The 24,919-nt window shown below is 43.5% G+C and carries 24 protein-coding genes; 11 read left to right on the forward strand and 13 right to left on the reverse strand.

Annotation, left to right across the window (positions count from 1 at the left end; all coding sequences use genetic code 11):
- Nucleotides 1-92: 92 nt before the first annotated feature.
- A complete protein-coding gene (locus EXT47_RS22130; RefSeq protein ID WP_240701660.1) occupies nucleotides 93-1,292 on the reverse strand; it encodes an MFS transporter in 1,200 nt (399 codons plus the stop codon).
- Nucleotides 1,293-1,753: 461 nt separating this feature from the next.
- Here EXT47_RS22130 and EXT47_RS22135 point away from each other — a divergent pair, with 461 nt between their 5' ends.
- From EXT47_RS22135 to EXT47_RS22145, 3 genes are all read left to right on the forward strand, one after another.
- On the forward strand, nucleotides 1,754-2,299 hold the full coding sequence (locus EXT47_RS22135) for a DUF4410 domain-containing protein (RefSeq protein WP_130127609.1): 546 nt from the start codon (nucleotides 1,754-1,756) through the stop codon (nucleotides 2,297-2,299).
- Between the two features lie 113 nt (nucleotides 2,300-2,412).
- Nucleotides 2,413-4,449, forward strand: a complete 2,037-nt coding sequence (locus tag EXT47_RS22140; RefSeq protein ID WP_130127610.1) for a serine hydrolase — start codon at nucleotides 2,413-2,415, stop codon at nucleotides 4,447-4,449.
- 314 nt (nucleotides 4,450-4,763) lie between these two features.
- Nucleotides 4,764-5,186 carry a hypothetical protein gene (locus tag EXT47_RS22145; RefSeq protein ID WP_039496426.1) on the forward strand — a complete coding sequence of 141 codons (423 nt, stop codon included), beginning with the start codon at nucleotides 4,764-4,766 and terminating at the stop codon, nucleotides 5,184-5,186.
- A 38-nt stretch (nucleotides 5,187-5,224) separates the two neighbouring features.
- On the opposite strand, the gene EXT47_RS22150 is transcribed toward EXT47_RS22145, so the two are convergent.
- The 5 genes from EXT47_RS22150 to EXT47_RS22170 form a co-directional block, all read right to left on the reverse strand.
- A complete protein-coding gene (locus EXT47_RS22150) occupies nucleotides 5,225-6,214 on the reverse strand; it encodes a GGDEF domain-containing protein (RefSeq protein WP_052258326.1) in 990 nt (329 codons plus the stop codon).
- Nucleotides 6,215-6,233: 19 nt separating this feature from the next.
- Complete coding sequence (locus EXT47_RS22155; RefSeq protein WP_039496428.1) at nucleotides 6,234-7,328, reverse strand: 5-methyltetrahydropteroyltriglutamate--homocysteine methyltransferase; 1,095 nt, start codon at nucleotides 7,326-7,328, stop codon at nucleotides 6,234-6,236.
- A gap of 348 nt (nucleotides 7,329-7,676) precedes the next feature.
- Nucleotides 7,677-9,710 carry a S9 family peptidase gene (locus EXT47_RS22160; protein WP_130127611.1) on the reverse strand — a complete coding sequence of 678 codons (2,034 nt, stop codon included), beginning with the start codon at nucleotides 9,708-9,710 and terminating at the stop codon, nucleotides 7,677-7,679.
- A 323-nt stretch (nucleotides 9,711-10,033) separates the two neighbouring features.
- On the reverse strand, nucleotides 10,034-11,074 hold the full coding sequence (locus EXT47_RS22165; RefSeq protein ID WP_010370114.1) for a methionine synthase: 1,041 nt from the start codon (nucleotides 11,072-11,074) through the stop codon (nucleotides 10,034-10,036).
- Nucleotides 11,075-11,102: 28 nt separating this feature from the next.
- Nucleotides 11,103-12,080 (reverse strand): DUF1852 domain-containing protein, encoded by a 978-nt coding sequence (locus EXT47_RS22170; protein WP_039496432.1) that lies wholly within the window; start codon nucleotides 12,078-12,080, stop codon nucleotides 11,103-11,105.
- Between the two features lie 465 nt (nucleotides 12,081-12,545).
- Between EXT47_RS22170 and EXT47_RS22175 the strand changes: the two genes are divergently transcribed.
- Nucleotides 12,546-13,355 (forward strand): sulfite exporter TauE/SafE family protein, encoded by an 810-nt coding sequence (locus EXT47_RS22175; RefSeq protein ID WP_130127612.1) that lies wholly within the window; start codon nucleotides 12,546-12,548, stop codon nucleotides 13,353-13,355.
- A 55-nt stretch (nucleotides 13,356-13,410) separates the two neighbouring features.
- Here the strand turns inward: EXT47_RS22175 and EXT47_RS22180 are convergent, their stop codons facing one another.
- On the reverse strand, nucleotides 13,411-14,475 hold the full coding sequence (locus EXT47_RS22180; RefSeq protein ID WP_130127613.1) for a linear amide C-N hydrolase: 1,065 nt from the start codon (nucleotides 14,473-14,475) through the stop codon (nucleotides 13,411-13,413).
- 275 nt (nucleotides 14,476-14,750) lie between these two features.
- On the opposite strand from EXT47_RS22180, the gene EXT47_RS22185 reads away from it, so the two are divergent.
- Nucleotides 14,751-15,236 (forward strand): GNAT family N-acetyltransferase, encoded by a 486-nt coding sequence (locus tag EXT47_RS22185; protein ID WP_039496437.1) that lies wholly within the window; start codon nucleotides 14,751-14,753, stop codon nucleotides 15,234-15,236.
- Nucleotides 15,237-15,268: 32 nt separating this feature from the next.
- Here the strand turns inward: EXT47_RS22185 and EXT47_RS22190 are convergent, their stop codons facing one another.
- Both EXT47_RS22190 and EXT47_RS22195 read right to left on the reverse strand, forming a co-directional pair.
- Nucleotides 15,269-16,132, reverse strand: coding sequence for a LysR family transcriptional regulator (locus tag EXT47_RS22190; RefSeq protein WP_039496439.1), 864 nt, complete (start codon nucleotides 16,130-16,132; stop codon nucleotides 15,269-15,271).
- A gap of 27 nt (nucleotides 16,133-16,159) precedes the next feature.
- On the reverse strand, nucleotides 16,160-16,624 hold the full coding sequence (locus EXT47_RS22195) for a hypothetical protein (protein WP_039496440.1): 465 nt from the start codon (nucleotides 16,622-16,624) through the stop codon (nucleotides 16,160-16,162).
- A 286-nt stretch (nucleotides 16,625-16,910) separates the two neighbouring features.
- Between EXT47_RS22195 and EXT47_RS22200 the strand changes: the two genes are divergently transcribed.
- Nucleotides 16,911-17,903 (forward strand): LLM class flavin-dependent oxidoreductase, encoded by a 993-nt coding sequence (locus EXT47_RS22200; protein WP_039496441.1) that lies wholly within the window; start codon nucleotides 16,911-16,913, stop codon nucleotides 17,901-17,903.
- Between the two features lie 116 nt (nucleotides 17,904-18,019).
- On the opposite strand, the gene EXT47_RS22205 is transcribed toward EXT47_RS22200, so the two are convergent.
- The gene (locus tag EXT47_RS22205) at nucleotides 18,020-18,202 is read right to left on the reverse strand and encodes a hypothetical protein (protein WP_039496443.1); all 183 of its coding nucleotides are present in this window, start codon (nucleotides 18,200-18,202) and stop codon (nucleotides 18,020-18,022) included.
- A 229-nt stretch (nucleotides 18,203-18,431) separates the two neighbouring features.
- On the opposite strand from EXT47_RS22205, the gene EXT47_RS22210 reads away from it, so the two are divergent.
- The 5 genes from EXT47_RS22210 to EXT47_RS22230 all read left to right on the forward strand — a co-directional run bounded on the left by EXT47_RS22210 (nucleotide 18,432) and on the right by EXT47_RS22230 (nucleotide 22,034).
- Nucleotides 18,432-18,842 carry an NUDIX hydrolase gene (locus EXT47_RS22210; protein ID WP_039496445.1) on the forward strand — a complete coding sequence of 137 codons (411 nt, stop codon included), beginning with the start codon at nucleotides 18,432-18,434 and terminating at the stop codon, nucleotides 18,840-18,842.
- Nucleotides 18,843-18,862: 20 nt separating this feature from the next.
- The gene (locus tag EXT47_RS22215; RefSeq protein WP_039496447.1) at nucleotides 18,863-19,303 is read left to right on the forward strand and encodes a DUF2214 family protein; all 441 of its coding nucleotides are present in this window, start codon (nucleotides 18,863-18,865) and stop codon (nucleotides 19,301-19,303) included.
- A complete protein-coding gene (locus EXT47_RS22220) occupies nucleotides 19,300-19,716 on the forward strand; it encodes a VOC family protein (protein WP_039496449.1) in 417 nt (138 codons plus the stop codon). The genes EXT47_RS22215 and EXT47_RS22220 overlap by 4 nt, the downstream gene beginning before the upstream one ends.
- On the forward strand, nucleotides 19,713-20,372 hold the full coding sequence (locus EXT47_RS22225) for a YoaK family protein (protein WP_039496450.1): 660 nt from the start codon (nucleotides 19,713-19,715) through the stop codon (nucleotides 20,370-20,372). Before EXT47_RS22220 ends, EXT47_RS22225 begins: the two co-directional genes overlap by 4 nt.
- Before the next feature lie 519 nt (nucleotides 20,373-20,891).
- Nucleotides 20,892-22,034 (forward strand): MFS transporter, encoded by a 1,143-nt coding sequence (locus EXT47_RS22230; RefSeq protein ID WP_039496453.1) that lies wholly within the window; start codon nucleotides 20,892-20,894, stop codon nucleotides 22,032-22,034.
- A 94-nt stretch (nucleotides 22,035-22,128) separates the two neighbouring features.
- Here the strand turns inward: EXT47_RS22230 and EXT47_RS22235 are convergent, their stop codons facing one another.
- The 3 genes from EXT47_RS22235 to EXT47_RS22245 are packed head-to-tail and all read right to left on the reverse strand — an operon-like array spanning nucleotide 22,129 to nucleotide 24,909.
- A complete protein-coding gene (locus EXT47_RS22235; RefSeq protein ID WP_130127614.1) occupies nucleotides 22,129-22,935 on the reverse strand; it encodes a heme ABC transporter ATP-binding protein in 807 nt (268 codons plus the stop codon).
- Nucleotide 22,936: 1 nt separating this feature from the next.
- Entirely contained in the window at nucleotides 22,937-23,992 is a 1,056-nt protein-coding gene (locus EXT47_RS22240) for an iron ABC transporter permease (protein ID WP_039496456.1), read from the reverse strand.
- Complete coding sequence (locus tag EXT47_RS22245) at nucleotides 23,992-24,909, reverse strand: hemin ABC transporter substrate-binding protein (protein WP_130127615.1); 918 nt, start codon at nucleotides 24,907-24,909, stop codon at nucleotides 23,992-23,994. The genes EXT47_RS22240 and EXT47_RS22245 overlap by 1 nt, the downstream gene beginning before the upstream one ends.
- Nucleotides 24,910-24,919: the final 10 nt, after the last annotated feature.

Below are 24,919 nucleotides of genomic sequence, written 5' to 3' on the forward strand. Positions count from 1 at the left end.
AGGGAAGATTAAAGGAAGATTAAGACACCCACCTCAAAGATACAGCCAAAAACGGTTGAAGTTCGTCGTGGGTGTCAGCCTTTATCTGCTCATTATTCTACTTGGGACTGTGTAGTCACATATTTGTTATATGATAATTGAAGTGTTACCAAAATACCTCCAACAATCAAACATACCCAACCAAACGGTGCAAAAGTAGAGTATGAATCACTATATTGACCTGCAAAGTAACTAGCTAGCGAAGTAGCAAAGAAAAACATGGCATAGCTTGTACTTAGTAATGGCTTGAATCCATGTTTAGCAATAATTGACATAAATATTGCCGAGCAAAATACCTCCGCAATAGCTTGAAGTATCATCACAAAAATGATGAAGTCTTTTACATTTGAATTTTTTTTAATGCTGTAATTAAGTAGATACCAACTTAATGAAAATATAAGGAAACCAAGCGCGACCTTATACCAAGAGCTGACTGTAAAAAACCACCACAAAGTAAAACATAAAACACAAGTAGCAATAACAGTCTTAGCATTTATCGAAAAATCTAACTCGCTCATTATCTGAGGAAATGCTTGATATAGATTTCCACCACCGATTTCAAAATAAGACCAAAATAAAGTCGACAATAAGAAAATGACAACTACTAAGCCAACTCCACTAAAAAAGTTACAGTCATGATTTTGGGTGGCCACATTGGCTTTATGGCTTTGCTGTGGCACCACTGAACGCTGACTATACATGATGATAAATACAAGCGCGCTAACTGCAGCAGCCATTACGAAGGCTGCTGACCAACTCACGTTTTCAACCAAAATACCTATTGTCATGGGTCCTATAAATGCGCCCAGATTTATCACTAGATATTGTCCTGTAAAAATGCTATCGAGTTTGCTCGGTATTTTTTTCAACTGATGCGCTATTAATGTTGGAATGTTGGGGTTGAAAAATCCAGAGCCTAACGCAATTAACCCAGCCGAATATAAAAGGTGTTGGTTGTCTACGAATCCTAAACTTAAATACCCAAAAAACATTAATAAAATGCCTAGCAAGGTAGATTTAAATGCTCCTAACAAAAAATCTGAGAAAAGACCTCCAATAAATGTTGCCAGATAAACGTACATAGTGAACTTACCGTAAAAATCAAGCGTTTTAGATTGGTCCCAGCCAGCTCCACCATTTTGGTCCATTAAAAATAGAACAATGAAGGCTCTCACTCCATAATAAGCTAACCGTTCAAGAAAATTAGCTAATAGTATCCACTCAACAGATTTACTAATTGGAGCGTTTTTCATGACTTTCAATATTAATCCTTTTTAATTTTTATCTTTTATTTGTATATAAATTAAACCCCTACCAGTTGTGAGGCTTGGGCTAGAATTGCTATAAATTTTAATATGCTTTTTTATAATTAAAATGATTTTAAAGTTCGTGCGCCACTCCCCCCCTCCCTCCTTCTGTTTGAGCACTTTTGCAAAACTACCAAGTCAATATATTCAAGCTATCAATAAAAAACTTGAACGAAATTGCTGATGTATTCACTTCGGAGTTTGCTTAATACTCTTCACAAGGAAACTTAGTTAACCCGGGCTTTGGTCATTAAACCTATCAAATAAATCACAATCGATGCAAAGCCAAAGAGCAGAGGTGATTCAACTGCTTACCTATTACGGGAAAATATTTGATACCATAGCTGCCAACGAAGGTTAGCATGCCGTTAGCCGAATATATATTGAAGGTCGGAAATTTACCCCTAATGAAACATTTTAAAATATTTGCCGTAATAATCTCAGTGCTCATTTTCAGTGGCTGCGCCGCCCACATTCAAGAGACAAGTAAAACAGCGAATAGAGCTGTAGTGAACACGCCACAAAGTGTATTTTTGGATATTACTCCATCGCACTCAGTTTCTAAAAGTAAGTCACTTTCTAACAGCATTAATGAGCTAAAAGCGCTAATAGCCAAAGACTTTAATGGCAGTATTGTTGAGTCTGGAAGTGCAGCTCAAGCACCTTTATCAGTCGAGATCACCATCGAGCACTTTCGTTATGTGTCTGGATTTGGCCGCTTTATGGTAGGTGTAATGGCGGGTGATGCCGAGCTGAAGCTCAATGTAAAGCTAATAAACACCGACACTAACGAGGTGGTTGGTGAGTCGATACTAGATACTCGATCTGAGTTTATCGAAGGCATTTTTGGTGCAACTACTTCTAGGCAGCTTGAAGCAGTATCTAAGAAAGTGGTGAGTATGATTGGCACGGTGGAGCGCGAAGGTAAAACTGATAATACCGCTAACTCTTAGTCGATATTGAAGTTCCAAATACTCAAAGAAACCTAGTTTTTGACGATGGGGCTCCTGTATACCCTTTTGAGCCCCACTGATGCGCATTACAAACAAAGGGACGTGAAGCTAATATGAAAACGAAGTTTGTTGATATTACACTTGTTCTAAAAGTCTTGATGTTAACTATCGCGATCGGCATATTTTTTAACGCGAAAGCGTGGGGTGATAACAGCCCACAGCTGTTGCGTGATAGCGCAGGTAGCGATGTACAAGCGCCCTTGGAAAATCCAGATTTAAAAGGACTACGGACTTATGTTGATGACTGGGTCAAAAAAGCAAGGGTGCAATATAATCTGCCAGGAGCTGCGGTTACCATCGTCAAAGACGGTGAAATTGTATTACTCAAAGGCTATGGATTTGCTGATGTATACAGCCAAGCTATGGTTAAACCGAATAAAACACTATTTCGCATCGGTTCTATCACCAAAACAATGACTGCACTTGCAGTGATGCAGCTGGTGGAGCAAGGTAAGCTATCTATAGATACTGATATAAATGAATATCTGAGCGAATTTAAAATACCTGACACCTTTGAAGCGCCTCTTACAATCCGTGCCCTATTAAGTCATCGGGCGGGTTTTGAAGAAGCGGATGCCGGTAACTTGTTCGTTGAAAATGCCTCAGAAATGCTCAGTACAGAGCGATATCTCGTAACACATATGCCCAAGAGAATTTGGCCACCGGGTGTTAATGTATCCTATTCTAACTATGGTTTTGCTTTGCTTGGTTATCTCGTCGAGTTGCAGTCGGGTATGGATTTAGCGACTTATATGGAGCAACATATTTTTTCTGTACTGGGTATGCAAAACACGACATTACGAGAGCCAGTAAAAACCAGTGCTGCCTTAACAGCGATGAAGCCTGAGCTACAGCAACAGCTTGCAACGGGGTATTTTAGGGATAGACAAGGCAATAATATCGCCAAACCTTTTGAATTTATTGGGCATGTAGGTGGTGCGGGGGCCATTTCTGCAACTGCACATGACATGGCGCTTTATATGTCAGCTCTGATGGGGGATAACAACCTGTTCGTGCAGCCAACCACCCAAAAAACAATGATACATCGACTATACGACGATAGACCACTGGCGACGGGGATTGCTCATGGCATGTTTGATGGCAAGCTTAAGGGTTATGAGCAACGTCATCACTCTGGTGCCACACATACGTTTGCCGCCAACATGGTGATCTTTCCTGAAGTTAAATTAGGCATTTTTGTTTCAACTAACGTGTTGGGAAGCGGGGCACACTTTGTTGAGGCTTTACCTACTGCGATATTTAATAAATTTTATCGAAACAAGCCGACAAGTCTTGTAAAGCAGTCGCAGCTCAGCACATCTTCCCAAGCAAATGTCTACACGCAAGTTTTAAAACAGCAAGTTAGCCAAGCAAACCTTGAAGATTATACTGGAACATTTCTGAGTACTCGTCGTTCGTATACTCAACTGGAAAAACTGGCCGCATTAGATGCGGCGGCTGAGATAGCCATTGATGATCAAAATAGGTTAGTTATGATGGTTGCAGGGAATAAAATAAAACTGAAGCACCTTGAAGCGGACGTCTTTCAAGCCGGAGCTCGAGACGCGCCTATTTTTTACTTTTATCGCGATGGGACAAGGACGGTAAATCGTTTTTCGGCGAGTATGTGGTCTGGCGATTATGAACGAGTAAGCTTCTTACAAAGCCCACTTTTCTTCAACTTGGCGTTGGCGATACCTTCGTTGTTATCGCTATCCACTTTGCTGTTCAGTTTTGTTCGAGCTCGTAAAAGCAAAAGACTTGGCGTAGTTGAAAAGCTGGCATTTTTTAGTTCAAGTATGATACTTGCAGCAGTGCTGGGCTTTGTTTTAATGAATGCCGGTATTGTGTTCGATGAATATCAATTTCACGCAAGCTTTCCCACCATAGAGGTAAAGCTGCTACTGTCTTTGGTGATAGCAATCGTTCTCACGACCTTTTTGAAAGTGCTAAGTCTTCCTATCATGTTGCGCATGAGTGATTTGCATTGGTTTTATAAAATACACTATTTGATTTTTACACTGAGTTGCTTGAGTTTTATTTATGCATTTTGGATTTGGAATGCGGTTGGATTTAACTATTTTGGCTAGATTTCAGCTTTTGTGTTTATGTTCTTCTCGAACGAATGCCAAATTAGGAGACAATGCATTACCAATTATCTGTGAATAAAAAGCGATAGTGAAGTTAGTGCCATAGCCTGATTTAGTTGTGTAGAGCAAGCTGCAAAACACAAAAAACCAGAGAAACCAAGTTTATAGTTTTACAAAACACTGCAAAATAATGACCGTAATGTTTAGAGTCAAGAATTGAATCAAATCATTAACTCGGCTAAGGTCGGTAATGTAATGAAAAATATATAAAAAAGAGCAATTCTACAGCTCATCATAATTTAAGGTAAAAGTTAATGAAAAGATTCTTTCTAGGGATCATAGCTTACACTTTTTCATCGTTAGGATGCATCGCTCAAGAGCAAAATATGAATTACGCCTTTATTGGGCATTGGATATTTAGTAAACATGAAACGATTGAGAGTTTTAAAAATTCAGCAATGACAGAAGCCGAAGTCAACAAGTTCTCATCAATATTACAACCAGCAGAAATAATCATAACCGAAAATATATATTCAGGGTTTATTCGCGGCAGAGCGCCAACTCATACTCCATATTCAATTATTTCTGTTTCTGACAGTGGCCAATGCTACAAACTTCAACTTGAGGATCCAAGAATACCTTTAGATATCCAAACGCATGAAGTGTGCGTAATCAACGATAAGCTCTTGCTTCCATCTGTTAAGGGTTCAAAGGAAGTTTTTAACAGAAAACGATAACATGATGCTAGATATAGCATGTTAAGTCTGTATTTGCGTTATTCAGGCTCCACTCGTATGCAGTTTCTACCTGCTTTTTTTGCTTGGTATAGGGCAGAGTCAACTCGCTTTAGCATCTCTGATAGGTCTTGCCCATCTTGTAAACTACCTACGCCAAAACTGGCTGTGATCTTGTGTGGGCAGGACAATTGAATGGCTTCAATCGCTTTACGGATCCGCTCAGCTACTTTCTGTGCATCATTAAGACTAGTGTTGGGGCATAAGATAAGAAACTCTTCACCGCCCCAACGAGATGCGATGTCCGTTGACCTTAGACTATTTTGAATTTCCTGCGACACACGCACCAGCACTTCATCGCCGATATGGTGGCCAAACCTATCATTCACTTGCTTAAACAGATCTAAGTCTAGAATAATCGTGCTGAGGGGGAGCCCGTTAGTTAAACACTCGGTCGTTTCCTTGTGTAGTGCCTGATTCATTTTCCGACGATTGTATAAATTGGTGAGTTCATCCTTATTCGATAGCACTTCCAATTGCGCGGCCTTGACTTTATCTTGTGTGACATCCAGCATCAGGCCAATTGAATTAAGTGGTTGGCCAATGCCGTTTAGTAGCGTTTCACAGTGGTGTCTTACATAAAGTGTGGAGCCGTCAGCTCTAGTTACAACATGCTCAAATGTGGTGCTTCCACCGTCAACAAAAACATTGTGGAGCTGCTGTTTTATTGCTAGCTCGGCGCTTGGATCTAGTGCATTGATAAAGTCGTCCCACTGTGTAATGGCTTCGCCATCAATACCGAGCATGGCAGCAAGTTTATCGCTCATTTTAACGCTGTAGGTTAGGTGGTTAAGCCGCCACGTACCGACATTAGCAAGCTTTTGAATATCCAGCAGAGCTTTTCTATCGTATTCGTTCTCACGTAACCTTTGTTGCAGCTTGTGGTTTTCTATTTCTAATGCCAGAACTTCATCTTCAAGTTTAGCAATTAGATCTGCGTCATCTGATTTAGGTGGAAATACTTCGCTCATGCATAACCCATTGGCTAATTCAATTTTTCTGCGCACGTGTATTGAGTGCTTCTTCGGCCATTTGTGTGCCGACTAGTCGCGATTTTATTTTTTCATATACTATTTCTCTGGTTGTTGAACTATCATCGGCGAATGGCGAAAAACCACAATCATCACAAGTGCCTAGCTGTGGAATAGGAATAAATTCACTCGCCAGTAACACGAGATCTCGTACGGATCTTGGGCTCTCAATTTCACTGCTGTTCGGGTTAATCACGCCAATAAATACACGTTGAAAGGGCTTGAGGATGCTGCCTATCAGCTTCAGGGTTTTCTTGGGGTTCTCTTCACCTCTAAGTGCAACGTAGAAGCTTCCTGCATTTATGTCGAAAAGCGTAGGCAGCAGATATTTATAGTCAATGTCGGCGCTATGGGTTGCATCAATATCAGCTCCCGGACAGGTATGAATACCAATTCGTTGCCTTTCGCTATCACTAAATTGGGCGAGACATTTATTGATTAGCTCAACAAAGGACTTGAGGGTCTGACCTGACGGGTCTAGTTTTAAAGACAGCCTCGCTTCCGTAAAGTCAATTTGTACTTTGTGTGCACCCAGTGCTAAGCAGCGTTTTACTTCGCCAACATGCTCAGTTATCAAATCACTGATAAAACTTTCGTGATCGTAATTTTCAATCCCGTGAGATGGATAAACTAAGCTCAACATTGAAGGAGAAATAACGGCTTGTTTGACGGGCACAGTTGCGTGTTTGAGTGCGAAAGCGAGAAATTCATCCGCCGTATGTTGATAGCGAAATGGCGGAACTTTAAGGTGTGGCGCAAAGACCCGAGAGTGACCATCGTTAAAATCAACGAGCAAGCCCTGATCTGAGTAGCAAGGTGAATCGTGTAAGCAATAGTGAGCAAAACCATCAAACTTTCTTTGCTCGCCATCACTGACGACCTGACAGCCAATCGCTTCGAGCTCTTTTATCACTTGTTGTGTTTCACGCTCTGCAATTTCGTTTAAAACCGCGTAACTTATCTTTCCTTGCTTATAGTCCCTGTAAGCGCTTATTAAACAGGGATTTCGAGGAATTGATCCGATTTGTTCGCTAGGGATCTGGAACCGCGCCATCGTAGTCTACCTTCTCGAGTTGCTTATTCTAAGTAAAACGATAAAAAGCCATAAATAATCAAACAAATGTGCGCTTATACCAACCCAGTTGCTTTGTCTGTTTTACAACCGCACAAGCGCCACTGTGAGTATAGGATCAAATAGATATAATCGCCTTGATTGCATGGGATTTTAGTCGGTGAGATAACCGTTAGCGGAAGCTTCTAGCGAGGCGAGGTGGTGTTTTAAAGCTAGCTTTAAATGCTAATTTAAAATGCGAACTTTAAAAGTAGTGAGCCCCTACTTTTCTATATTTTAGATTAAAAACGAGTCGATTTATGAAAAAAGCCGCTTTACGCGGCTTTTTCCTTACTTCTTGTACTTTTCAAACCAAGCGAGCGAGTGCTCGATTTTGCTGATCATCCGAGAAGGACGGCCTGCAATTCCATGTGGCGCACCTGGAATTTTGACCAGTACAGAGTCAATTTTACGTAGCTTAAGTGCTTGGTAGAACTGTTCGGTTTCGGCCATTGGCGTGCGCAAGTCTTCTTCACCCGTCATTAGCATGGTTGGTGTGGTTACGTTGCCAACGAGCGAAAGCGGTGAGCGCTGCCAATAGTGTTCCATATGCTCCCATGGCATACCCGGGAATTGCGTTGGAATTTGACCAAGGCCACTGTCAGCGGTAAGCACTTTACTCAGCCAGTTGATCACAGGCTTTACGACAACCGCAGCGTTAAAACGGTTAGTTAAGCCAATCGCGTAGGCTGTTGCGATACCACCTGCAGAGCCGCCAGCAATAAACAGATTATCTTTGTCGATAAAGCCTTTCTCAAGCATAGCGTCTACCCCTGAGTTATGATCGGCAAAGTCTTCTTTCGAGCTGTATTTGTACTTGAGCAACATCGCAAAGCGCTCGCCGTAAGAGCTACTGCCTCTGTGATTGTCGTAAAATACCACATAACCTTCAGCGGCATAACGCTGTAATTCTGCTGAGAAATGGGGGCCGTAGGCTAAGTGTGGGCCACCGTGAATTTCTAGTAGTAATGGATATTGTTTTTTCGGGTTAAAATTTGGTGGGGTAATATACCAGCCCTGAATTTTCTCCCCGTCGAACGACGAGTTATACGTGATCTCATGCACTTTACCAAGGGTTTTATGTGCAAGTAGGTCTTCGTTAAGGCGGGTTAATTGCGTTACTTTGCCTTTTCTTGTTGTGATAGCGATGTCTGCAGGGCGCTCGCTCGAACCTTGAGTAAAGGCAATTTCCCCATCAAAGTTAGCACTAAATTCACCGCTTAGATAAGGGCGACCAAGGGTTGTGCCTGAGAGTGTATCTGTGATGTCGGTAATTTTGCCTTTTGTGGTGATGCTCGCGAGCTTTCGCTTGCCGTGGTCATCGTAAGTCATCGCCAGTCTATCACTGCCAATCCAAGTTGGGTCTTGGATTGAGCGGTCAAAGTCTTTGGCAATCATGTGGGAGGTTTTGTCCTGCCAATCCATAATATTCAGTTTGCTATTACGGTAAGGGTTTAGCGCGTTCGATGCACTAAGGTAAGCCAGCTGTTTACCATTTTCGGAAAAGCTAGGTGCGTACTCACGACCAGGAGTCGACGTAAGCTGGGTGATATTACGGTTAAAATCAACTTCGAATAAGTCGCCTTCTAGGCGCTTGTATTCCCAGTCTGCAATGCGGTTTGCTGAAAACACAATCGCCTTTGCGTCTGCTCGCCACGCGAGTTTCCCACTATGGTGATAATTACCAGAGGTTAATTGGCGTGGCGTGCCGCCTTCACTCGGTAACACGAAGATCTGGCGATAGCCGGGTTTGATAAGGCCACTGCCATCAGCTTGATAGTAGGCTTTGTCGATAACAATGGCAGAATCGGACCACTTCGCGCCTTTTGGTTTTTCTGGCATTTTGGCAATGACCGCTGGCTTTTCGGCAACCTTTTGGCTAAAAGCCAGCCATTTGCCATCTGGTGACCAAGTTAAGCCACTGATCCCAGATTGTAACTGTGTAAGTAGTGCCGTACGGTTTTGAGCAAGATAATGCACATGAATTTGTGTGCTACCGGATACATTGCTCATAAAGGCGATTTTGCTACCATCTGGCGACCAACGAGGTTGACTGTAATTGTTTTCATCAGAGAAGAGTGGTGATTGTGCACCTGACTTAGTATCGACCAGCCACAGGTTTTGTCGCTTAGCATCCTTCATTACATCATTGCTGTTACGCACATATACCACTTGAGTACCATCTGGTGATATTTGCGGGTCGTTTGCATATTCCAGCTCAAAAATGTCTTTAGCCTGTAATCCCACCTCAGTCTGTGCGACTGTTGGCAATGCAGCGCAAGCCAGTAAAGTGCAAATGAGCGTCCGTTTCAATCCATAAGGCATAATGCCACCCTCTATATAATTTTTATTTAGGGCTACATAGTTATTCAGGTGCAATTCAATGTCACCTAATACGCGATAGAACGAAATAAAAACTCGATGTGTCAAATAGAATGGGAATGAGTGGCTGTTTTTTGTGTGAAATCGGATGAAAGTTGCGGATGTTTGAAGTGAGTGTCCGTAAGTTATCTGCGCGTAAGTTATCTGAAAAAATGAGTGTTCATCAATAATGGCAAGCCGCTAAAGCTGCGCCGCTATCATTCCTTGAAGGCGGCACATAATTTAAGTTTTATTTAGCTGCTAGCGTTATGATTAACCAAGCTTGATTAAGCTGATTTTTTGGCTAATAGCTCTTGGCGCACGAGTTCAGCCCCTGCGCTCAATGCAGCGAGCTTACCTCTTGCCACTTCACGAGAAAGTGGTGCCATACCGCAGTTAGTGCATGGGTAGAGTTTGTCGGCGTCAACAAACTCAAGCGCTTTGCGTAGTGTGTTGGCAACTTCTTCTGGCGTTTCTATGGTGTTGGTTGCAACATCAATCGCACCAACCATCACTTTTTTACCACGGATCAACGCTAACAAGTCGATTGGCACGTGAGAGTTATGGCACTCTAAAGAGATGATATCGATATTGGATTTTTGTAGCTTAGGAAACGCCTCTTCATATTGACGCCATTCTGATCCTAAGGTCTTTTTCCAATCGGTGTTGGCTTTAATGCCGTAGCCGTAGCAGATATGCACAGCGGTTTCGCATTTGAGTCCTTCAATAGCACGTTCAAGCGCCGCAATGCCCCAATCGTTGACCTCATCAAAAAAGACATTAAACGCCGGTTCGTCGAATTGAATGATATCGACTCCAGCTGCCTCTAGCTCTTTGGCTTCTTGGTTAAGGATCTTAGCAAATTCCCACGCTAGCTTTTCACGGCTTTTGTAGTGGTCATCATACAGCGTATCTATCATCGTCATAGGACCTGGCAATGCCCATTTGATAGGTTTGTCTGTTTGGCTGCGTAAAAATTTGGCATCTTCAACAAAAACTGGCTTTTGGCGAGATACTGGGCCAACCACGGTCGGAACACTGGCATCATAGCGGTCGCGAATTTTTACCGTTTGACGCTTCTCAAAGTCCACACCGCTTAGGTGTTCAATAAAGGTGGTTACAAAGTGCTGACGGGTTTGCTCGCCGTCACTCACGATATCAATCCCTGCAAGTTGTTGCTCTTGCAAAGCAATACGTAGCGCATCGTTTTTGCCATCAATAAGCTCGTCGCCCTCTAGTTTCCAAGGTGACCAGAGGGTTTCTGGCTGAGCAAGCCAAGCGGGCTTAGGTAGACTGCCAGCAGTAGACGTTGGTAATAGTGTTTTCATAATAAATGCTGTTCCATATTCCCGTTGATTATAAAGCGTAATTTGCAGACCACTGTTCAAGCACGGTTTGGTAAGGCTTGATAAAATGCTCTTCGGCAAATCGACCTTGTGCAATCGCCAACTGACTGCGCTCTTCGCGGTCATAAACAATCTGCGTTAATGAGTGATCTAGGTTTTTCAAGTTTGGCTGATAGCACTTGCCTGCAACCGCATTGGCGTTGTAAATCTCAGGGCGGTAGATCTTTTGGAATGTTTCCATAGTGCTGATGGTGCTGATCAACTCCAGATTGGTGTAGTCATTCAGTAAGTCACCAAAGAAGTAAAAAGCCAAAGGTGCAACGCTATTTGGTGGCATAAAGTAGCGCACCTGTAAGCCCATCTTTTTGAAATATTGCTCAGTTAATGATGACTCATTTGGCTGATATTCAAAGCCAAGCACAGGGTGCTGATTTTCAGTGCGGTGATAGATTTTGTTATCCGATACACTTAGGCAAATCACCGGTGGCTTACTAAAGTGACTCTTGTAAGCTTCTGAATCGACAAAGTATTTAAATAGCTTACCGTGTAAGTCGCCAAAGTTAGCTGGGATGCTGAATTTAGGTTGATCTTTATTATGATCAAGCAATAGCACGCTAAAATCATAGTCACGTACGTAAGATGAGAAGTTGTTACCAACAATTCCCTCAATGCGTTCATTGGTTTTGTGGTCAACAATATTGGTTTTTAACACCTCAATTGACGGGAAAGTTTGTCCACTGCCTGCAATATCCATATCAACTGAGACTATCTCAAGCTCAACAGAATAACGGTCGCCTTTTGGGTTATCCCAGTTAGCCAATGCGTTAAAGCGATTATCAATCATCTTTAAGGCATTGCGTAAGTTTTGCTGGCGGCTTTCGCCTCTTGCCAAGTTAGCAAAGTTAGTGGTGATCCGCGTGCTGTTTGACGGATGGTAATTCTCGTCAAGACGAATGCTCTTAATAGTGAAAGTAAACTCGTTATTCATGTTCTTCAGGTATCCAATTCTAATGCTGACGCGCTCGGCAATTACGTTTCACTGCGATAAACAGATATCCACGGGGAAGCAGTGAGAGTACCGAACATTAAGTGATGTGAGATTTATACGTGGATCACAAGATGAAGAAAAACGGTTTTATTTCACATAAAACATGAGTCTGATTCATGAGTTACAAAAATAGATGCTGCTTATTGAGTCACATGTGCAGGAAATATGAGCAATTGTAGAGTGAAACCCTTTGGAGATCCGAAAGTCTAGACTGCTAAGTGTCTAGGTTGCATTTATTTCAAGTAAAACGTGAGGAATATTCAAGGCTTATCTAAGTTAAAAGCACCAATGGCAAAGCGTTATGTTGTTATACTCGCCAGCGCTTAGGTGGCACAAAGGCTAAAAGCAACGCCGATATTGCTCACTTAGGTGATTGCGCCTCAATTAAAAGAAGAGATAAGTGGAATGAGTGAGTTGATATTGTTGTTTGTGTATTGTGCACTACTCGGTAGTGTTGTCGGCTTTTTAGCCGGGTTGTTAGGTATTGGCGGTGGGCTGGTTATTGTTCCGGTGCTTAGCAGTATTTTACTGTATTTTAAGGTGTTACCACCGGAGCAAGTGGTGATAGCCGCCGTAGCGACATCGCTGGCATCCATTTTATTTACTTCTACCTCATCGGCAATCGCGCATCATAAAAATGGCAATGTACCGTGGGATGTAGCGCCGTGGATAATGACGGGCGTTGCACTAGGCGCGCTTATCAGTGGTTTTTTGGCTGCGCTATTACCCGAAAACGCAGTGCGCATTGTATTTGCAGTAAGTGTGGTATTGATAGCAATAAAAATGTTTTATAGCAGCAAAAATGAGAGCACAACCCAAAGGCAGCTGCCAAATAAAGGCATACTTACGGTATTAACGACGATCACCGGTGGTTTATCTGCCATGATAGGCATTGGCGGTGGGGCGCTTTTGGTACCGCTGTTGACGTTTTTCTCTGTTGATATGAAAAAGGCCATAGGATGTGCTTCTGCATGTGGCATTGTTATCGCGCTCTTTGGTTCCGTTGGCTACATTAGCTCGGGCAGTGCGCACTTTGCACTTTCGGATGGTTTCGCCGGATTTGTTTATTTGCCAGCCTTGTTAGGAATTGTGTGCACGTCTTGGTTCACCGCTCCAATGGGGGCTAAAGCCACCCATCACTTGCCTGTTGTCACGATTAAAAAGGTATTTGCGCTGCTGCTGTTAGTGATGGCTGTGAATATGGCGGTGAATTAAGTGCTTTTGAGCCAAAACGAACTATAGCGTGTTTGGCTCAGAAGCTCTGCTAATCTTACTTTTTGAACGGATCTTCGGTTGGTTCAAAATGTTTGTTTAACTTGCCATTTCTGGTGCTATTGATGTATTCCCCAGATGGATCTTCGCTTATCAGTGTGAAGGCACTGACTGGCGATTCAAAGTTAAAGTTTGCCAATTCCACCCAAGCAACATGAGGCGTGCGGGCATTGCAAAAGTAATAGGTTTGGCTCCTATGCGCTGCAACGGTTGTCCACAAGGTATTAGATATATTTGGGCTGGCACTGCTTGTAAAATTATAGCCAAGGGGTACTGATGCACTTGCAGCAACCGAGCGAGCCTGTGCAAGGGCATCATGCTCATCGTTTGGTAAATTTAAGTGATTAAGATAAAACGCAGCGCGCTCGAATCTATCGGTTGAGTATGGACCGCCAGGGATCGTATGGCTCGGCTGACTGTTTTTATCACTCCATTGCCACAGCCAATAATCATTAATCCTTAGCTGATCTTCATAACTTGGTTCATTGGTAACAACGCGATAGTCAGCGCTGTGATGGATCTTAAAAGCTCCATTCTCAACTTCGATAATGGCTGAATCGCCACTGATATCCGACACTATTAAATGCAATGCTGCGGTTTTACCTTCGCTGTTAGGTACTTCTGCACCAACGATCTGAATTTCTTGTTTGCTGAATACGTCAACGACTTCCTTGACGAGTACAAATTTGTCTAACACATATTGCAACCATCTCAGGACGCTCAGCTGCTTTTTACTTTTGCATGCTGATTTACCGTACGTCGCGCCTGAGTCGTACAATACATTTGCGACAAGCCCCATAGAGTTCATACCATCGGAGGCTGCCCAGCCACTGCAATCATCTCCAACCATAGCGACCACACTACTATAAGAAGATGTCCACGTAAGTGGGTTGCGAGTTTTCTCGCTTGCTATTGCCTCTAGCTCAGAAACAGGCTCAAGCCCCGATTTTTTTAGTCCTTTTTCAAGTACAAACAAGCTGGTAGGTAATATAAACATCCAGTCCATATTTCTGGCAGTAGCCAAATATGCTCTGTTCCAGTTATTAAAAACTCTCGTACACATAACAACCTCACAAGAAAGATAAATATCCTTTTGATGAGTGGTTTCTCATCAATATACTGTTTCATACTAGGCTTTGAAAAAGGCTAAATATATTACAGAAAGTTACAGTGCATTACAGGAGTGGTAAGTCAGTAGCTATTAGCGTGAAAAACTAACGATTCGACAAGTATTCGTCTCAGGCTCCCTAAAACAAAAGTGGTGTGAGGTTAGTAGAATGAGTATATTTTCAAGAATTGGGTTAATTGCTATCAGGTATGACGTTTAGAGGAAATGGGATGATAAGAGAGATAACTCGGAATGATTTTGAGTCATTTTGGCCAACATTTTCAGAAGTGATCCAAGCGCAAGAAACGTATGCATTTGACTCAAATATGAGTATGGAGCAGGCATTTTTACTTTGGTGTGAAACGCCGCTCAAAGCTTTTGCATATGTTGAAAATGGGCAAGTACTTGGCAGTTATTATTTGCGACAAAATGCGATGGGTCCGAGTAGCCACATATGTAACTGTGGTTACATGGTGTCGAGTTTGGCTCGTGGTAGAGGAATTGCACGGTTGATGTGCGAACACTCCCAGCAGCAAGCATTAGCGCTGGGATTCGAAGCCATGCAATTTAATAGTGTGGTATCGACCAATGAACTGGCGATTAAACTTTGGCAAAAACTTGGTTTTACCATTGTGGGCACCATTCCCAAGGCATATAAACACAGGAAATTGGGCTTGGTTGATAGCTATGTTATGTATAAATGGTTAGCTGATTAAAATGGACAGGCTCTAAACTAACGTGGCGAATGTTATTTTGCGCAGTCGATCAGTATGTGTTTACTGCGCATAGTCTGAAGTAAAAAGCTGATAAGCCGCTTGACGTTGGGTATGGATTTTTTTGTTGGATGGGTCAAGATCCATAAATCTGCATAGTGCTCACTCGCTGGTGCAAATTCAATTAAATTAGGGAAATGCCTTGCAATATAGTGCGCCCCTCTGATCATACCAAGCCCTTTGGATGCAGCCTGATGACGCAGCACCAAATCTTCAATTGATAGAGAAACTGGGGCGGTTGGATAGGGCGTATCAAGTAGCCAAGTCGGTCTTTCTGCTACGCCGGCGGTTATCCAAGAAACGCTTTCACTCGTGCGTTTATCGAGATAGTCTTTATGCATGAAGTAGCCAAGTGAAATCGGAAATAACCGGTGACCAACTAAGTGCTCATCCGGAACGTGAGAAGCTCGGATCACGACATCGGCTTCTGATTTCTCTAGATCGGAAAGTGCATAGGTAGTATTAATCGACAGCGTGAGATAAGGATTGTTTTGCTGAAATTCATGTAATTCGTCGAACAAGACAAACTGCAAAATCGCTGGGGGGATAGATAAGTTTATTTGTTGTTTTAACTGCTTAACCGAAGTGTTAATTTGGCTTAAGTGAGGGGCAAGGCTAGCTTCCATGTTTTCAGCGGCACTGAGCAGCTGTAGTCCCAATTCGGAAAACGAGACTTTGCCTTGCGAAAGCATGCATATATCAAGACTAAAGCGTTGATTTAAAGCATGTAGCCTACGAGATACCGTCGTGTGGTTTACGCCTAGAACTTTGGCCGCACCTCTGAGTGTATTGGCACGCTTTAATGCAAGCAGTAATTGAAAGTCGTCCCAGTTTTCCATGCCTACAACACCAAAGTTTAGATGCAATTAAAGTAAAGTGTTTTTCGCATCATGTACAGCGAACGCAGATATTTTCCATTCACCATCAACTAAATAGACGTAATAACTTGCGCCTACTTTGTTAAAAAGTGCGCCTGATTGGGTGTATCGCTCAGCGATGTTGCTCACTAACGCAATATTTTTATCAAGAAAATGAATATTGACCTTGCTCCATTTTACGTAATTGACACCTTGTTCTTTTAGGCGTGTTAAGAATACTTGCACCTGTTTATTCATTTGCGTTTGTGTGATCACGCTCGGCTTTGAGCTTGATGACATTAACATAAGCGTATCTGTGTACAGTTGAGGGCTGGTTGGTAAATCACCAGTTTGCAGATAATGGTTGTATTTACTCATGTAGCTGTCGAACAGCTTATTGATTTTAGTTGTGTCCGTTTCTGCCAATAGCTGGCTACTAAAAGTAAATAAAATAAATAGGATAGCGGCTCTCATAAGATGTTGCTCCAAGTCAGTTTTTTATGAGTCTAGCAGGCAAAAGCTGGTTTTATGTGGATTATTATGTGATTGCTATGTTGCGCTTACGCACCACGAAACTAAAGAATTTTTTCAAATACAGGATTAGCCTAATTGTCGAGTCAGCAAATCACAGATGAAGCAGGCTTGTTATCTGCAACATAGCGATAGTCGAAAATCAGCAACAATGTAGTGCGGGATTTCGGATTGAAATGGATGCTGCAACCCTTACTCTATGGTGTAACTCAAACCGTTAAGGATTGTTATGACTTCACTTGCTGACATGCCATTTTCTTTGCTCGAATTAAGCCCGATGAAAGAGCAAGATACCGTTTCACGAACCCTCGCTAACAGCGTGGCTTATGCGCAAAAAGCGGATGAACTTGGCTTTAAACGCTTTTGGATGGCTGAGCATCATAATATGCGTGGCATTGTCTGCGCAGCAACCTCCGTATTGATAGGGCATATTGCCGGACTCACTCACAATATTCGGGTAGGGGCGGGTGGCGTGATGTTGCCAAACCATCCACCGTTAGTCGTCGCTGAGCAGTTTGGCACTTTAGAAAGCCTCTATCCGGGGCGTATTGACTTGGGATTAGGGCGCGCGCCTGGCAGCGATCCTATTACCAGCAGAGCACTGCGTCGCGATGACAGACGTGCGGAGCAATTTGACGATGAAGTCGCTGAGTTACAAGCCTTACTCGGTCCTTATGATGGTAAATCCTCGGTGCGTGCTATTCCGGGTGAAAACACCAAGGTACCAATCTGGTTGCTTGGTTCGAGTCTTTATAGTGCCCAGCTCGCCGCAAAGCGAGGTTTACCTTATGCATTTGCGGGTCACTTTGCGCCACGATTCGTGCATGATGCTATCGCACTTTATCGCCGCGATTTCCAACCATCAAAGGTGTTAGATAAACCTTATGTAATGCTTGGCTTACCGGTAGTTGCAGCCGATACCGACGAGCAAGCGCAGTATTTAGCTACCACGTCAAAACAGCGTATCCTAGCGTTGATGCGAGGTCAGGCGTTATGGCTGAAACCCCCCGTTGACTCGATGGAGGGTCTATGGAATGCCCAAGAGCAAATGCAAGTCGACAGCTTTTTAGGCCTATCTGTGGTTGGAAGCCCTGCGACTGTCCACCATAAACTCAGTATGATTAAACGTGAGTTAGCGGTCGATGAGTTTATTTTTACCAATGACTTATACGAGTTAAACGATAGAAAACATGCGCTTGAGATATTAGCGAGCTTAGCATAGCTTTAGTCGTCCCTAAGCAAGCTACTCGGGTTACACCGCAGATTTCAAAAATGATTATAGATAGGCCACGGAAGTGGCCTTGTCAGTCTCTATACAAAAAGTACAAAAATCGTACTTTACATAATCACACAAGGAAGGTGAACCGCAACAGATACGCAATCTACACGTGTTCCGACAGCTTGAGGACGATCTTGGTACTCTTGCTTCCCTCCCGCGATATTTGGTGTTTGAGCAAGGTTAAGCTGAAGCGACTGAGATGAAAGCGATTTCAAACTTGACTTTTTTATTTTTAATTTCATTACTTATTCCTTAGTTATCAGTATGTTATTATAAAATTTATTTACCCACCTTATCCAATTGGGTCGAACCAAATTTTCATGTTTTTGTAATGATGTCAAACTTTTGAGTTTTGTGGTTTTTATGTAACTAAATTGTTTTAGCCGGGTGTTGTAACTTTGTAAGCTGAACTACATTGATTCTTTAAGTTATGATTACCTAGTAGTCAATAAGTAATGGTAAGGAAAAGTGATGGAGCAAGTCGTACGCGTCGGGGTTGGCGTGGTCATAATGCACCAAAATAAAATTCTACTTGGCGAACGCATTGGCGCTCATGGCGCACATACTTGGGCAACACCAGGTGGCCATTTAGAGTATGGAGAAGAGGTTGAAGCATGCGCAATAAGAGAGGTGTATGAGGAAACGGGGCTAGATGTTGTGAACGTTGAAAAGCTTGGTTTTACAAATGATTATTTTGCCGATGAGCAGAAACATTATGTCACTCTGTTTGTCATGGCAAGGTGCGATACTCATGATGCAGAAGTTAAAGAGCCAAATAAATGCAAACAATGGCAGTGGTTTTCGCTTGATGAATTGCCGCAGCCTCTGTTTTTGCCTTTGGTGAACTTTTTAGAAGAAAACAACACACTTTATCAACACTAACATAGCAACTGGGGCACAGCATGGACGAGATAGTCGTTAGGTATATTCACTTTATCGGTATTTTATTTTTGGCATCGACGCTCGCGATTGAAAACGTGCTACTCTCCAAATCAATGAGTAGTCAGAGCATTAAGCGGTTAGCGGTAGTTGATGGTTTGTATGGTGTCAGTGCGCTTGTAACCCTTGGCGCAGGGTTAACGCTATGGTTTGCAGTTGGCAAGCCCAGTGAGTTCTACACTAAAAATCCGATTTTCCATGCCAAAGTCGGACTATTTTTGTTAATCGCTTTACTATCTATCATTCCGACTGTGTTTTTATTGAAGCACCGTAAGACAACAGCAGCTAATTTGTCTGTGCCCCAGCGTATCATCGTCATTAAAAGACTAGAAATGCTGTTACTTTTAGTTTTACCGCTACTTGCTGCACTTATGGCAAGAGGCTATGGGTTGCCCTCATCATGAAACAAAATATTGTCAATATTGCGCTCGTCGTTAAAGACTACGATGAAGCCATCGACTTCTACGTCAATAAACTAAGTTTTGAATTAATAGAAGACACCTATCAACCCGAGCAAGACAAACGCTGGGTGGTGGTGGCACCGCCTAATTCTCATGGTACGACGTTACTACTTGCCAGAGCTTCTACGCCAGAGCAGCAGAAGTTTATTGGTGATCAAGCTGGTGGGCGGGTATTTTTATTTTTAAATACCGATGATTTCTGGCGTGATTATGAGCGCATGAAGTCTATTGGTATCCAGTTTATTCGCGAGCCACAAGAGCAAGATTATGGCACGGTTGCTGTATTTGAAGATCTCTATGGCAACCGCTGGGACTTATTGCAGCTAAACCCTGATCATCCCATGGCAAAGAGATGATCTCAAAGTTACCAAAATGGGTTGAGGTCGGCGCCTTTATATTGGCGCTCGTCGCAGGATTTGTGAATGCAATCGGCCTACTTAGCTTCGAGCATCAATCCGTTTCTCACTTATCCGGCACTGCGACTATGCTCGGAACCAGTTTTTTAGGTGACAATCTTAAAGAAACCATGCACTTATTTGGAGTGTTACTCGCGTTCTTGCTTGGCTCTGCACTTGCGGGGTTTTTGCTGCATGACACCACGTTAAGGCTTGGCAAACATTACGATACCGCGCTGATACTTGAAGCTATTTTGCTTACCGTGTCTCTCGTGTTACTGATGCAAGGCTCATTTTATGGTCACTTTTTTGCCTCCGCGGCTTGTGGACTACAAAACGCATTAGCCACCACGTACAGTGGAGCCGTGGTGAGGACAACCCATGTAACAGGAATATTCACTGACTTAGGGCTAATGATTGGAGCGCTATGTAGAGGCGAGCCACTGGATACCAGAAAAGCAAAACTGTTTGTGTTGATAATCTCAGGGTTTGTGGCAGGTGGCGTGTTAGGCGCTTGGCTTTATAACAAGTTTTACTTTCAGGCGCTGTGGTTGCCTATAACCATTTGTTTGTTGATCGCAGGTGTTTACCGCTTTGCGCTTAGGGATAAGGGATAGTACACCGTTGTGTTGATGTATCTTAGTTTGGATTATTGACTACTTAATCGACATCGTATAAATTGGCGCGCGATTTTAATTTGGATCTTTCCGCGATGTTTTACATCCTATTTAAGAATTTTGTTAGAAGGCTTTGCTCCGCGCATTAACACGATGAAGTGTTGCTCGGAGCTTACTTTCTAAATCTTCATCAGAGGCATTGGCGACTACCTGAATAAAGGTGGACGGCGTCAGTGTATCTGATGATTGGAAAGACGAAGCCGGCGATGATACTTCATCGCCGGCTTTTTTGTGCCCGAAATTCAGTGGCACACGTTTTCGAATTTTTTTGAAACGGGAGGTCGGTATCACAGCCGATCTCCCGTTTTTATGGATGTAATTTAATGAACTTGATTTTAAAAGGCCTGATAATGCCAGGCAGTAACCTAAACAAAGACCAACTTAATATTGGCTTTATTTCTCATGCTTTGCTGAACACTTGCAAGGTAAACGTTTGCTGCGCAAAAAAGGGGTAATGAGATGTTATTGACTTTATTACTCGCCTTTATTGCATTTTTAGTTGGGGCCGATGAGCTGATGCTTGGGCCTATTCTTGAGCCTATTGGACTCGAATTAGGTGTAAAGCCTGAGCGGGTTACACTGTTTATTACCACTTACAGCGTTGCCCTAGCGATTGTGGCTCCGCTATTTGGGGCACTCTCAGATAAAGTAGGGCGCCGCGCTATCATCTTGCCTGCAATCGTGGTTTTTGGTGGTGCCTCCATAGTGACAGGGCTTGTCACTTCATTTGAGTGGGGGTTGGTTGCTCGTGTGATCACGGGGATTGCCAGTGCTGGCATGCTACCGGTTGCATTTGCCATCGCGGCAAGCTCTGGTGAAGATGCGCTAAAGCGGATCGGTTGGGTGCAAGCAGGCTTAACCCTTGGCATGATCTCAAGTCCTGCGTTTGGCGCATTTTTAACGCATTTAATGTCGTGGCGAGCGGCTTTTGTTGCACTCGGGATCGCTACTTGGGTTGTGGCGTTATTACTTACTGTAAACCGCCGTGCGCTCCCAAATGACAAAGCTGGAGAAGGCACCAAGATATCAGTCAAGCTATGGCAAATCCCCGGTGTTGTTGGCGCGTTACTTACCATGTGTATTGGTTTAGGTGGTGGTATTGGTTTGTTCAATTTGGTTGGGCAGCATTTACGAGATACACAAGCACTGTCAGTGTGGTTTATTGGTGTACTGTATGCCTTATTAGGCTTAGTGAGTGTTGCTGGAAACTTGATGATGCCAAAACTCGCAACCCATTTTGAAAGTGGACGGCAGGTCATGCGTGCGTCATTGGTTGTTTGCCTCATCGCTAGTAGCGGTCTTTATTGGTATCAAGGTATCTCTCTTATACCGTTATACTTTTTGATGACACTTTGGGCATTGGCTGGCGGCATTGGTGCTCCGGCATTACAGGCATATATTTCAGAGCTTTCGCCTGCACATCGTGGTGTACTTATCTCACTGGCCATGAGCATGATGCACATTGGTGTAGCGATTTGGTCTGCCGTCGCGGGTTTTGCTTACAGCCTAGGTGTGGCTGCGATGGCGCTGCTTGCTATTATTTTGTTTAGTCTTGCCATTTGGTGTTTGCGCCCCGTAAAAGGGCATCACTTTAGGAGGTAACTAGCAACTTGCTTAATTTTAGCTTCATAGTTGGGAGCTGAGTTAAGCGAGCTGATTAAACAGGCTGGTGTATGCCAGCCTGTTTAAGTGCAGGTTATTTTTCTGCCGAAAGTCCAAATACCTTTGCAACACCCAGGGTTGGTAAAAACATATCAGAAAGCGTGATCTCTGCATCAATCCCATAGGTACTCATTAATTGAGCGTTACTGAGTACTTCCTCTGGGGATCCGGTGGCAACTAATTCGCCCTGTTGCAGCAGATATACCTTATCGGCAAAGCTTGCAGCGAGGGCTAAGTCATGTACCACTGCGACTACGCCCGCTCCCAGCTTAGCTATTTGCTGAGCTAGCTTCATGACTTGATACTGATGATATAAATCTAGGCTAGCGGTAGGCTCGTCAATCATCAGGTAGCAGGGTTTGTGCGCATGTAAAGTGGGGAGCAACTGGCAAAGCACCCGCGCAAACTGAACCCTTTGCTTTTCTCCCCCTGATAGCTGAGTAAAGCACCGCTTTGCTAAATGCTCGACTGATAAAGTTTGCATTGCTTGCTGTGAATATTCACGAAGCGAGTCTGGTGTACAATTGTGCTGATGTACATAGTGCGACATATCCACTATCTCTTGCACGCAAAATGGGAACTCACAATCATATTGCTGTGTGAGTACGGCGCGGATATGGGAAAGGTCTAGGGCATTTAAGTCTTGCACCCGTTGTTGATGATAGGTGACATCGCCCTGTGATAGAGAAATATCGCCGCACAGCGCCTTGAGTAGGGTAGACTTGCCTGCCCCGTTGGGGCCAAGAACAACGGCAAACTCCCCCGGGTTGATTGAAAAATCAATGTCTTTGAGCAACAATTTTTGCCCCACTTGGATACTGACGTTATGCGCTTCTAACATACTAAAGCTCCTTTATACGATACGTTTTTACCAGCATGATCAGGAAAAAAGGGCCTCCTAAAGCGCTGGTGATAAGGCCTATCGGTAATTCAGATGGGAGAATGAGTGTGCGAGCGAGTAAGTCTGCCAAACACAGTAAAATTGCCCCACCCAACATCGAAGCAGGTAACAAATAGCGGTGATCTGGGCCGATTAATAAGCGCACTATATGAGGAACAATAAAGCCAACGAATCCAATAATACCAGTTAGCGCAACCGCTGCACCGGTGCACAATGCGGTATAGGCAAACACTTTCTTTTTTAGGCGCACGACATCGACCCCGAGGTGTCTAGCTTGTTGCTCGCCAAGTAAATAGAGGTTGAGCGGTTGAGCTAAGCGGCTAAAACCAAAGCAGCAAGCCAACATTAAACACAGCGATGGGATGATAGTTGTGAAACTATTGCCTGCAAGTGATCCCATGCTCCAAAAGGTTAGGTCGCGTAACTGTTGATCTGAGCTGATCAACGTTAGTATTCCAATGACCGCACCAACAATAGCGTTTACTGCAATACCCGCTAACAACAAACTGACAATTGTGAAACGATTACCTTGGCTGGATAAACGGTAGATTAAACTACACACACCAAGACAGCCGAGAAAAGCACCGATTGGCACGGCGTAAATTCCATAATAATCAGCAAATCCACTGAGTAACGTAGAGCCTAAGACGATAGTACTAATTGCGCCAAGTGCGGCACCACTAGAGATCCCAATTAACCCTGGATCTGCCAGCGGGTTTCTAAAGATTGCTTGCATTGCGGCGCCGCATGCACCAAGTCCAGCACCAACCACAATTGCGAGCACTAATCTTGGAAATCTAATTTGCCAGATCACCGCGTGTTCTAAGTTGCTTGATTGACCTGCAAAGAGAATATCCATCAGACGACTGTAGCTAATGCTCACTCCGCCGCTGGTAAGGCCAATAAAGCTCACCACGATACAGCCAATAATCAGTCCCAACAACATCCATTTTCTGGCAACTTCAGCGGGAATTAAAGATTGCTCAAGTGCTAGCATTACAGAGACTCATTTTTTGATGCAGACTGGGCTGCTCTAAATCGATAACCCCTGGGCAGCGTGGCGTCTGGGTGGAGTAAGGTCGAGAGCTCAACCACGGCTTGTGGCGTGCGTGGGCCCATGCCAAGCAAATATGTCCCATCAATTAGTAAAACCCTGTTGTTTTTAACGGCGTTTGAGAACTTAAAGTGGGGAACTTGGCTTAAATCCATCGCTTTTTGCTCGCCATGGCGGCCCATACTAATGATGACATCTGGATCCATGGCGATGGCCGCTTCGGTTGCGAGCGGCTTCCAACCGTCAAAATGCTGTGCTGCAACATTAACGCCGCCAGCTGCGTTGATAACCTCATCTGCAGAATTTCCAGCACCCGCAACAATTGGTTGGCCACTACGCAGGCTCAAAACAAATAATACCTTAGGTTTGTTGTTCACTTGTTTTAGGACATGCGTTAAGGCTTTTCTGTCGGCTTGAATATACTCGACTAGTGCTTGGCCTTTATCTTTAACTGCCAGTAACTCGGCGATTGTTGTTATTTTTTTTTCGACGCCAGCAAGATTATCGTTATCGCTGAAAATATAAGTGGGTAATCCGGTGTCTTGAAGCTGTTTTAATACCTTATCTGGGCCTGTATCTGCTTCACCGAGTAATAAATCAGGATTAAGGGAAAGGATCCCTTCAACGTTGATTTTTCTTACGTAACCGATTTGTGGTTTATCGGTTGCAGCAACAGGAAATACGCTAGTACTGTCCACGCCAACGATACGATTTTCCTCGCCAAGTGCATAAATAATCTCTGTGATAGAGCCACCAGAAACCACAATGTTTTTGGCACCTTGATCCGCATAGGTAGGTTGTAGAACAGAAGTGAGTAATAGCAAACTAGAAGTTAGCAGTGTCGTAATTTGAGCTTTCATTACAAATCCA

This window comes from Pseudoalteromonas sp. CO342X, from assembly GCF_004208915.1.
GTDB classification, from domain to species: domain Bacteria; phylum Pseudomonadota; class Gammaproteobacteria; order Enterobacterales; family Alteromonadaceae; genus Pseudoalteromonas; species Pseudoalteromonas maricaloris.

Coding starts and splice junctions, on each gene's coding strand:
- EXT47_RS22130 (WP_240701660.1), bottom strand. CDS start 1,292: ATGAAAAACGCTCCAATTAGTAAATCTGTTGAGTGGATACTATTAGCT.
- EXT47_RS22170 (WP_039496432.1), bottom strand. CDS start 12,080: ATGAATAACGAGTTTACTTTCACTATTAAGAGCATTCGTCTTGACGAG.
- EXT47_RS22215 (WP_039496447.1), top strand. CDS start 18,863: ATGGACGAGATAGTCGTTAGGTATATTCACTTTATCGGTATTTTATTT.
- EXT47_RS22190 (WP_039496439.1), bottom strand. CDS start 16,132: ATGGAAAACTGGGACGACTTTCAATTACTGCTTGCATTAAAGCGTGCC.
- EXT47_RS22195 (WP_039496440.1), bottom strand. CDS start 16,624: ATGAGAGCCGCTATCCTATTTATTTTATTTACTTTTAGTAGCCAGCTA.
- EXT47_RS22220 (WP_039496449.1), top strand. CDS start 19,300: ATGAAACAAAATATTGTCAATATTGCGCTCGTCGTTAAAGACTACGAT.
- EXT47_RS22210 (WP_039496445.1), top strand. CDS start 18,432: ATGGAGCAAGTCGTACGCGTCGGGGTTGGCGTGGTCATAATGCACCAA.
- EXT47_RS22155 (WP_039496428.1), bottom strand. CDS start 7,328: ATGGCGCGGTTCCAGATCCCTAGCGAACAAATCGGATCAATTCCTCGA.
- EXT47_RS22140 (WP_130127610.1), top strand. CDS start 2,413: ATGAAAACGAAGTTTGTTGATATTACACTTGTTCTAAAAGTCTTGATG.
- EXT47_RS22230 (WP_039496453.1), top strand. CDS start 20,892: ATGTTATTGACTTTATTACTCGCCTTTATTGCATTTTTAGTTGGGGCC.
- EXT47_RS22165 (WP_010370114.1), bottom strand. CDS start 11,074: ATGAAAACACTATTACCAACGTCTACTGCTGGCAGTCTACCTAAGCCC.
- EXT47_RS22240 (WP_039496456.1), bottom strand. CDS start 23,992: ATGCTAGCACTTGAGCAATCTTTAATTCCCGCTGAAGTTGCCAGAAAA.
- EXT47_RS22225 (WP_039496450.1), top strand. CDS start 19,713: ATGATCTCAAAGTTACCAAAATGGGTTGAGGTCGGCGCCTTTATATTG.
- EXT47_RS22185 (WP_039496437.1), top strand. CDS start 14,751: ATGATAAGAGAGATAACTCGGAATGATTTTGAGTCATTTTGGCCAACA.
- EXT47_RS22150 (WP_052258326.1), bottom strand. CDS start 6,214: ATGAGCGAAGTATTTCCACCTAAATCAGATGACGCAGATCTAATTGCT.
- EXT47_RS22200 (WP_039496441.1), top strand. CDS start 16,911: ATGACTTCACTTGCTGACATGCCATTTTCTTTGCTCGAATTAAGCCCG.
- EXT47_RS22245 (WP_130127615.1), bottom strand. CDS start 24,909: ATGAAAGCTCAAATTACGACACTGCTAACTTCTAGTTTGCTATTACTC.
- EXT47_RS22205 (WP_039496443.1), bottom strand. CDS start 18,202: ATGAAATTAAAAATAAAAAAGTCAAGTTTGAAATCGCTTTCATCTCAG.
- EXT47_RS22180 (WP_130127613.1), bottom strand. CDS start 14,475: ATGTGTACGAGAGTTTTTAATAACTGGAACAGAGCATATTTGGCTACT.
- EXT47_RS22160 (WP_130127611.1), bottom strand. CDS start 9,710: ATGCCTTATGGATTGAAACGGACGCTCATTTGCACTTTACTGGCTTGC.
- EXT47_RS22175 (WP_130127612.1), top strand. CDS start 12,546: ATGAGTGAGTTGATATTGTTGTTTGTGTATTGTGCACTACTCGGTAGT.
- EXT47_RS22135 (WP_130127609.1), top strand. CDS start 1,754: ATGAAACATTTTAAAATATTTGCCGTAATAATCTCAGTGCTCATTTTC.
- EXT47_RS22145 (WP_039496426.1), top strand. CDS start 4,764: ATGAAAAGATTCTTTCTAGGGATCATAGCTTACACTTTTTCATCGTTA.
- EXT47_RS22235 (WP_130127614.1), bottom strand. CDS start 22,935: ATGTTAGAAGCGCATAACGTCAGTATCCAAGTGGGGCAAAAATTGTTG.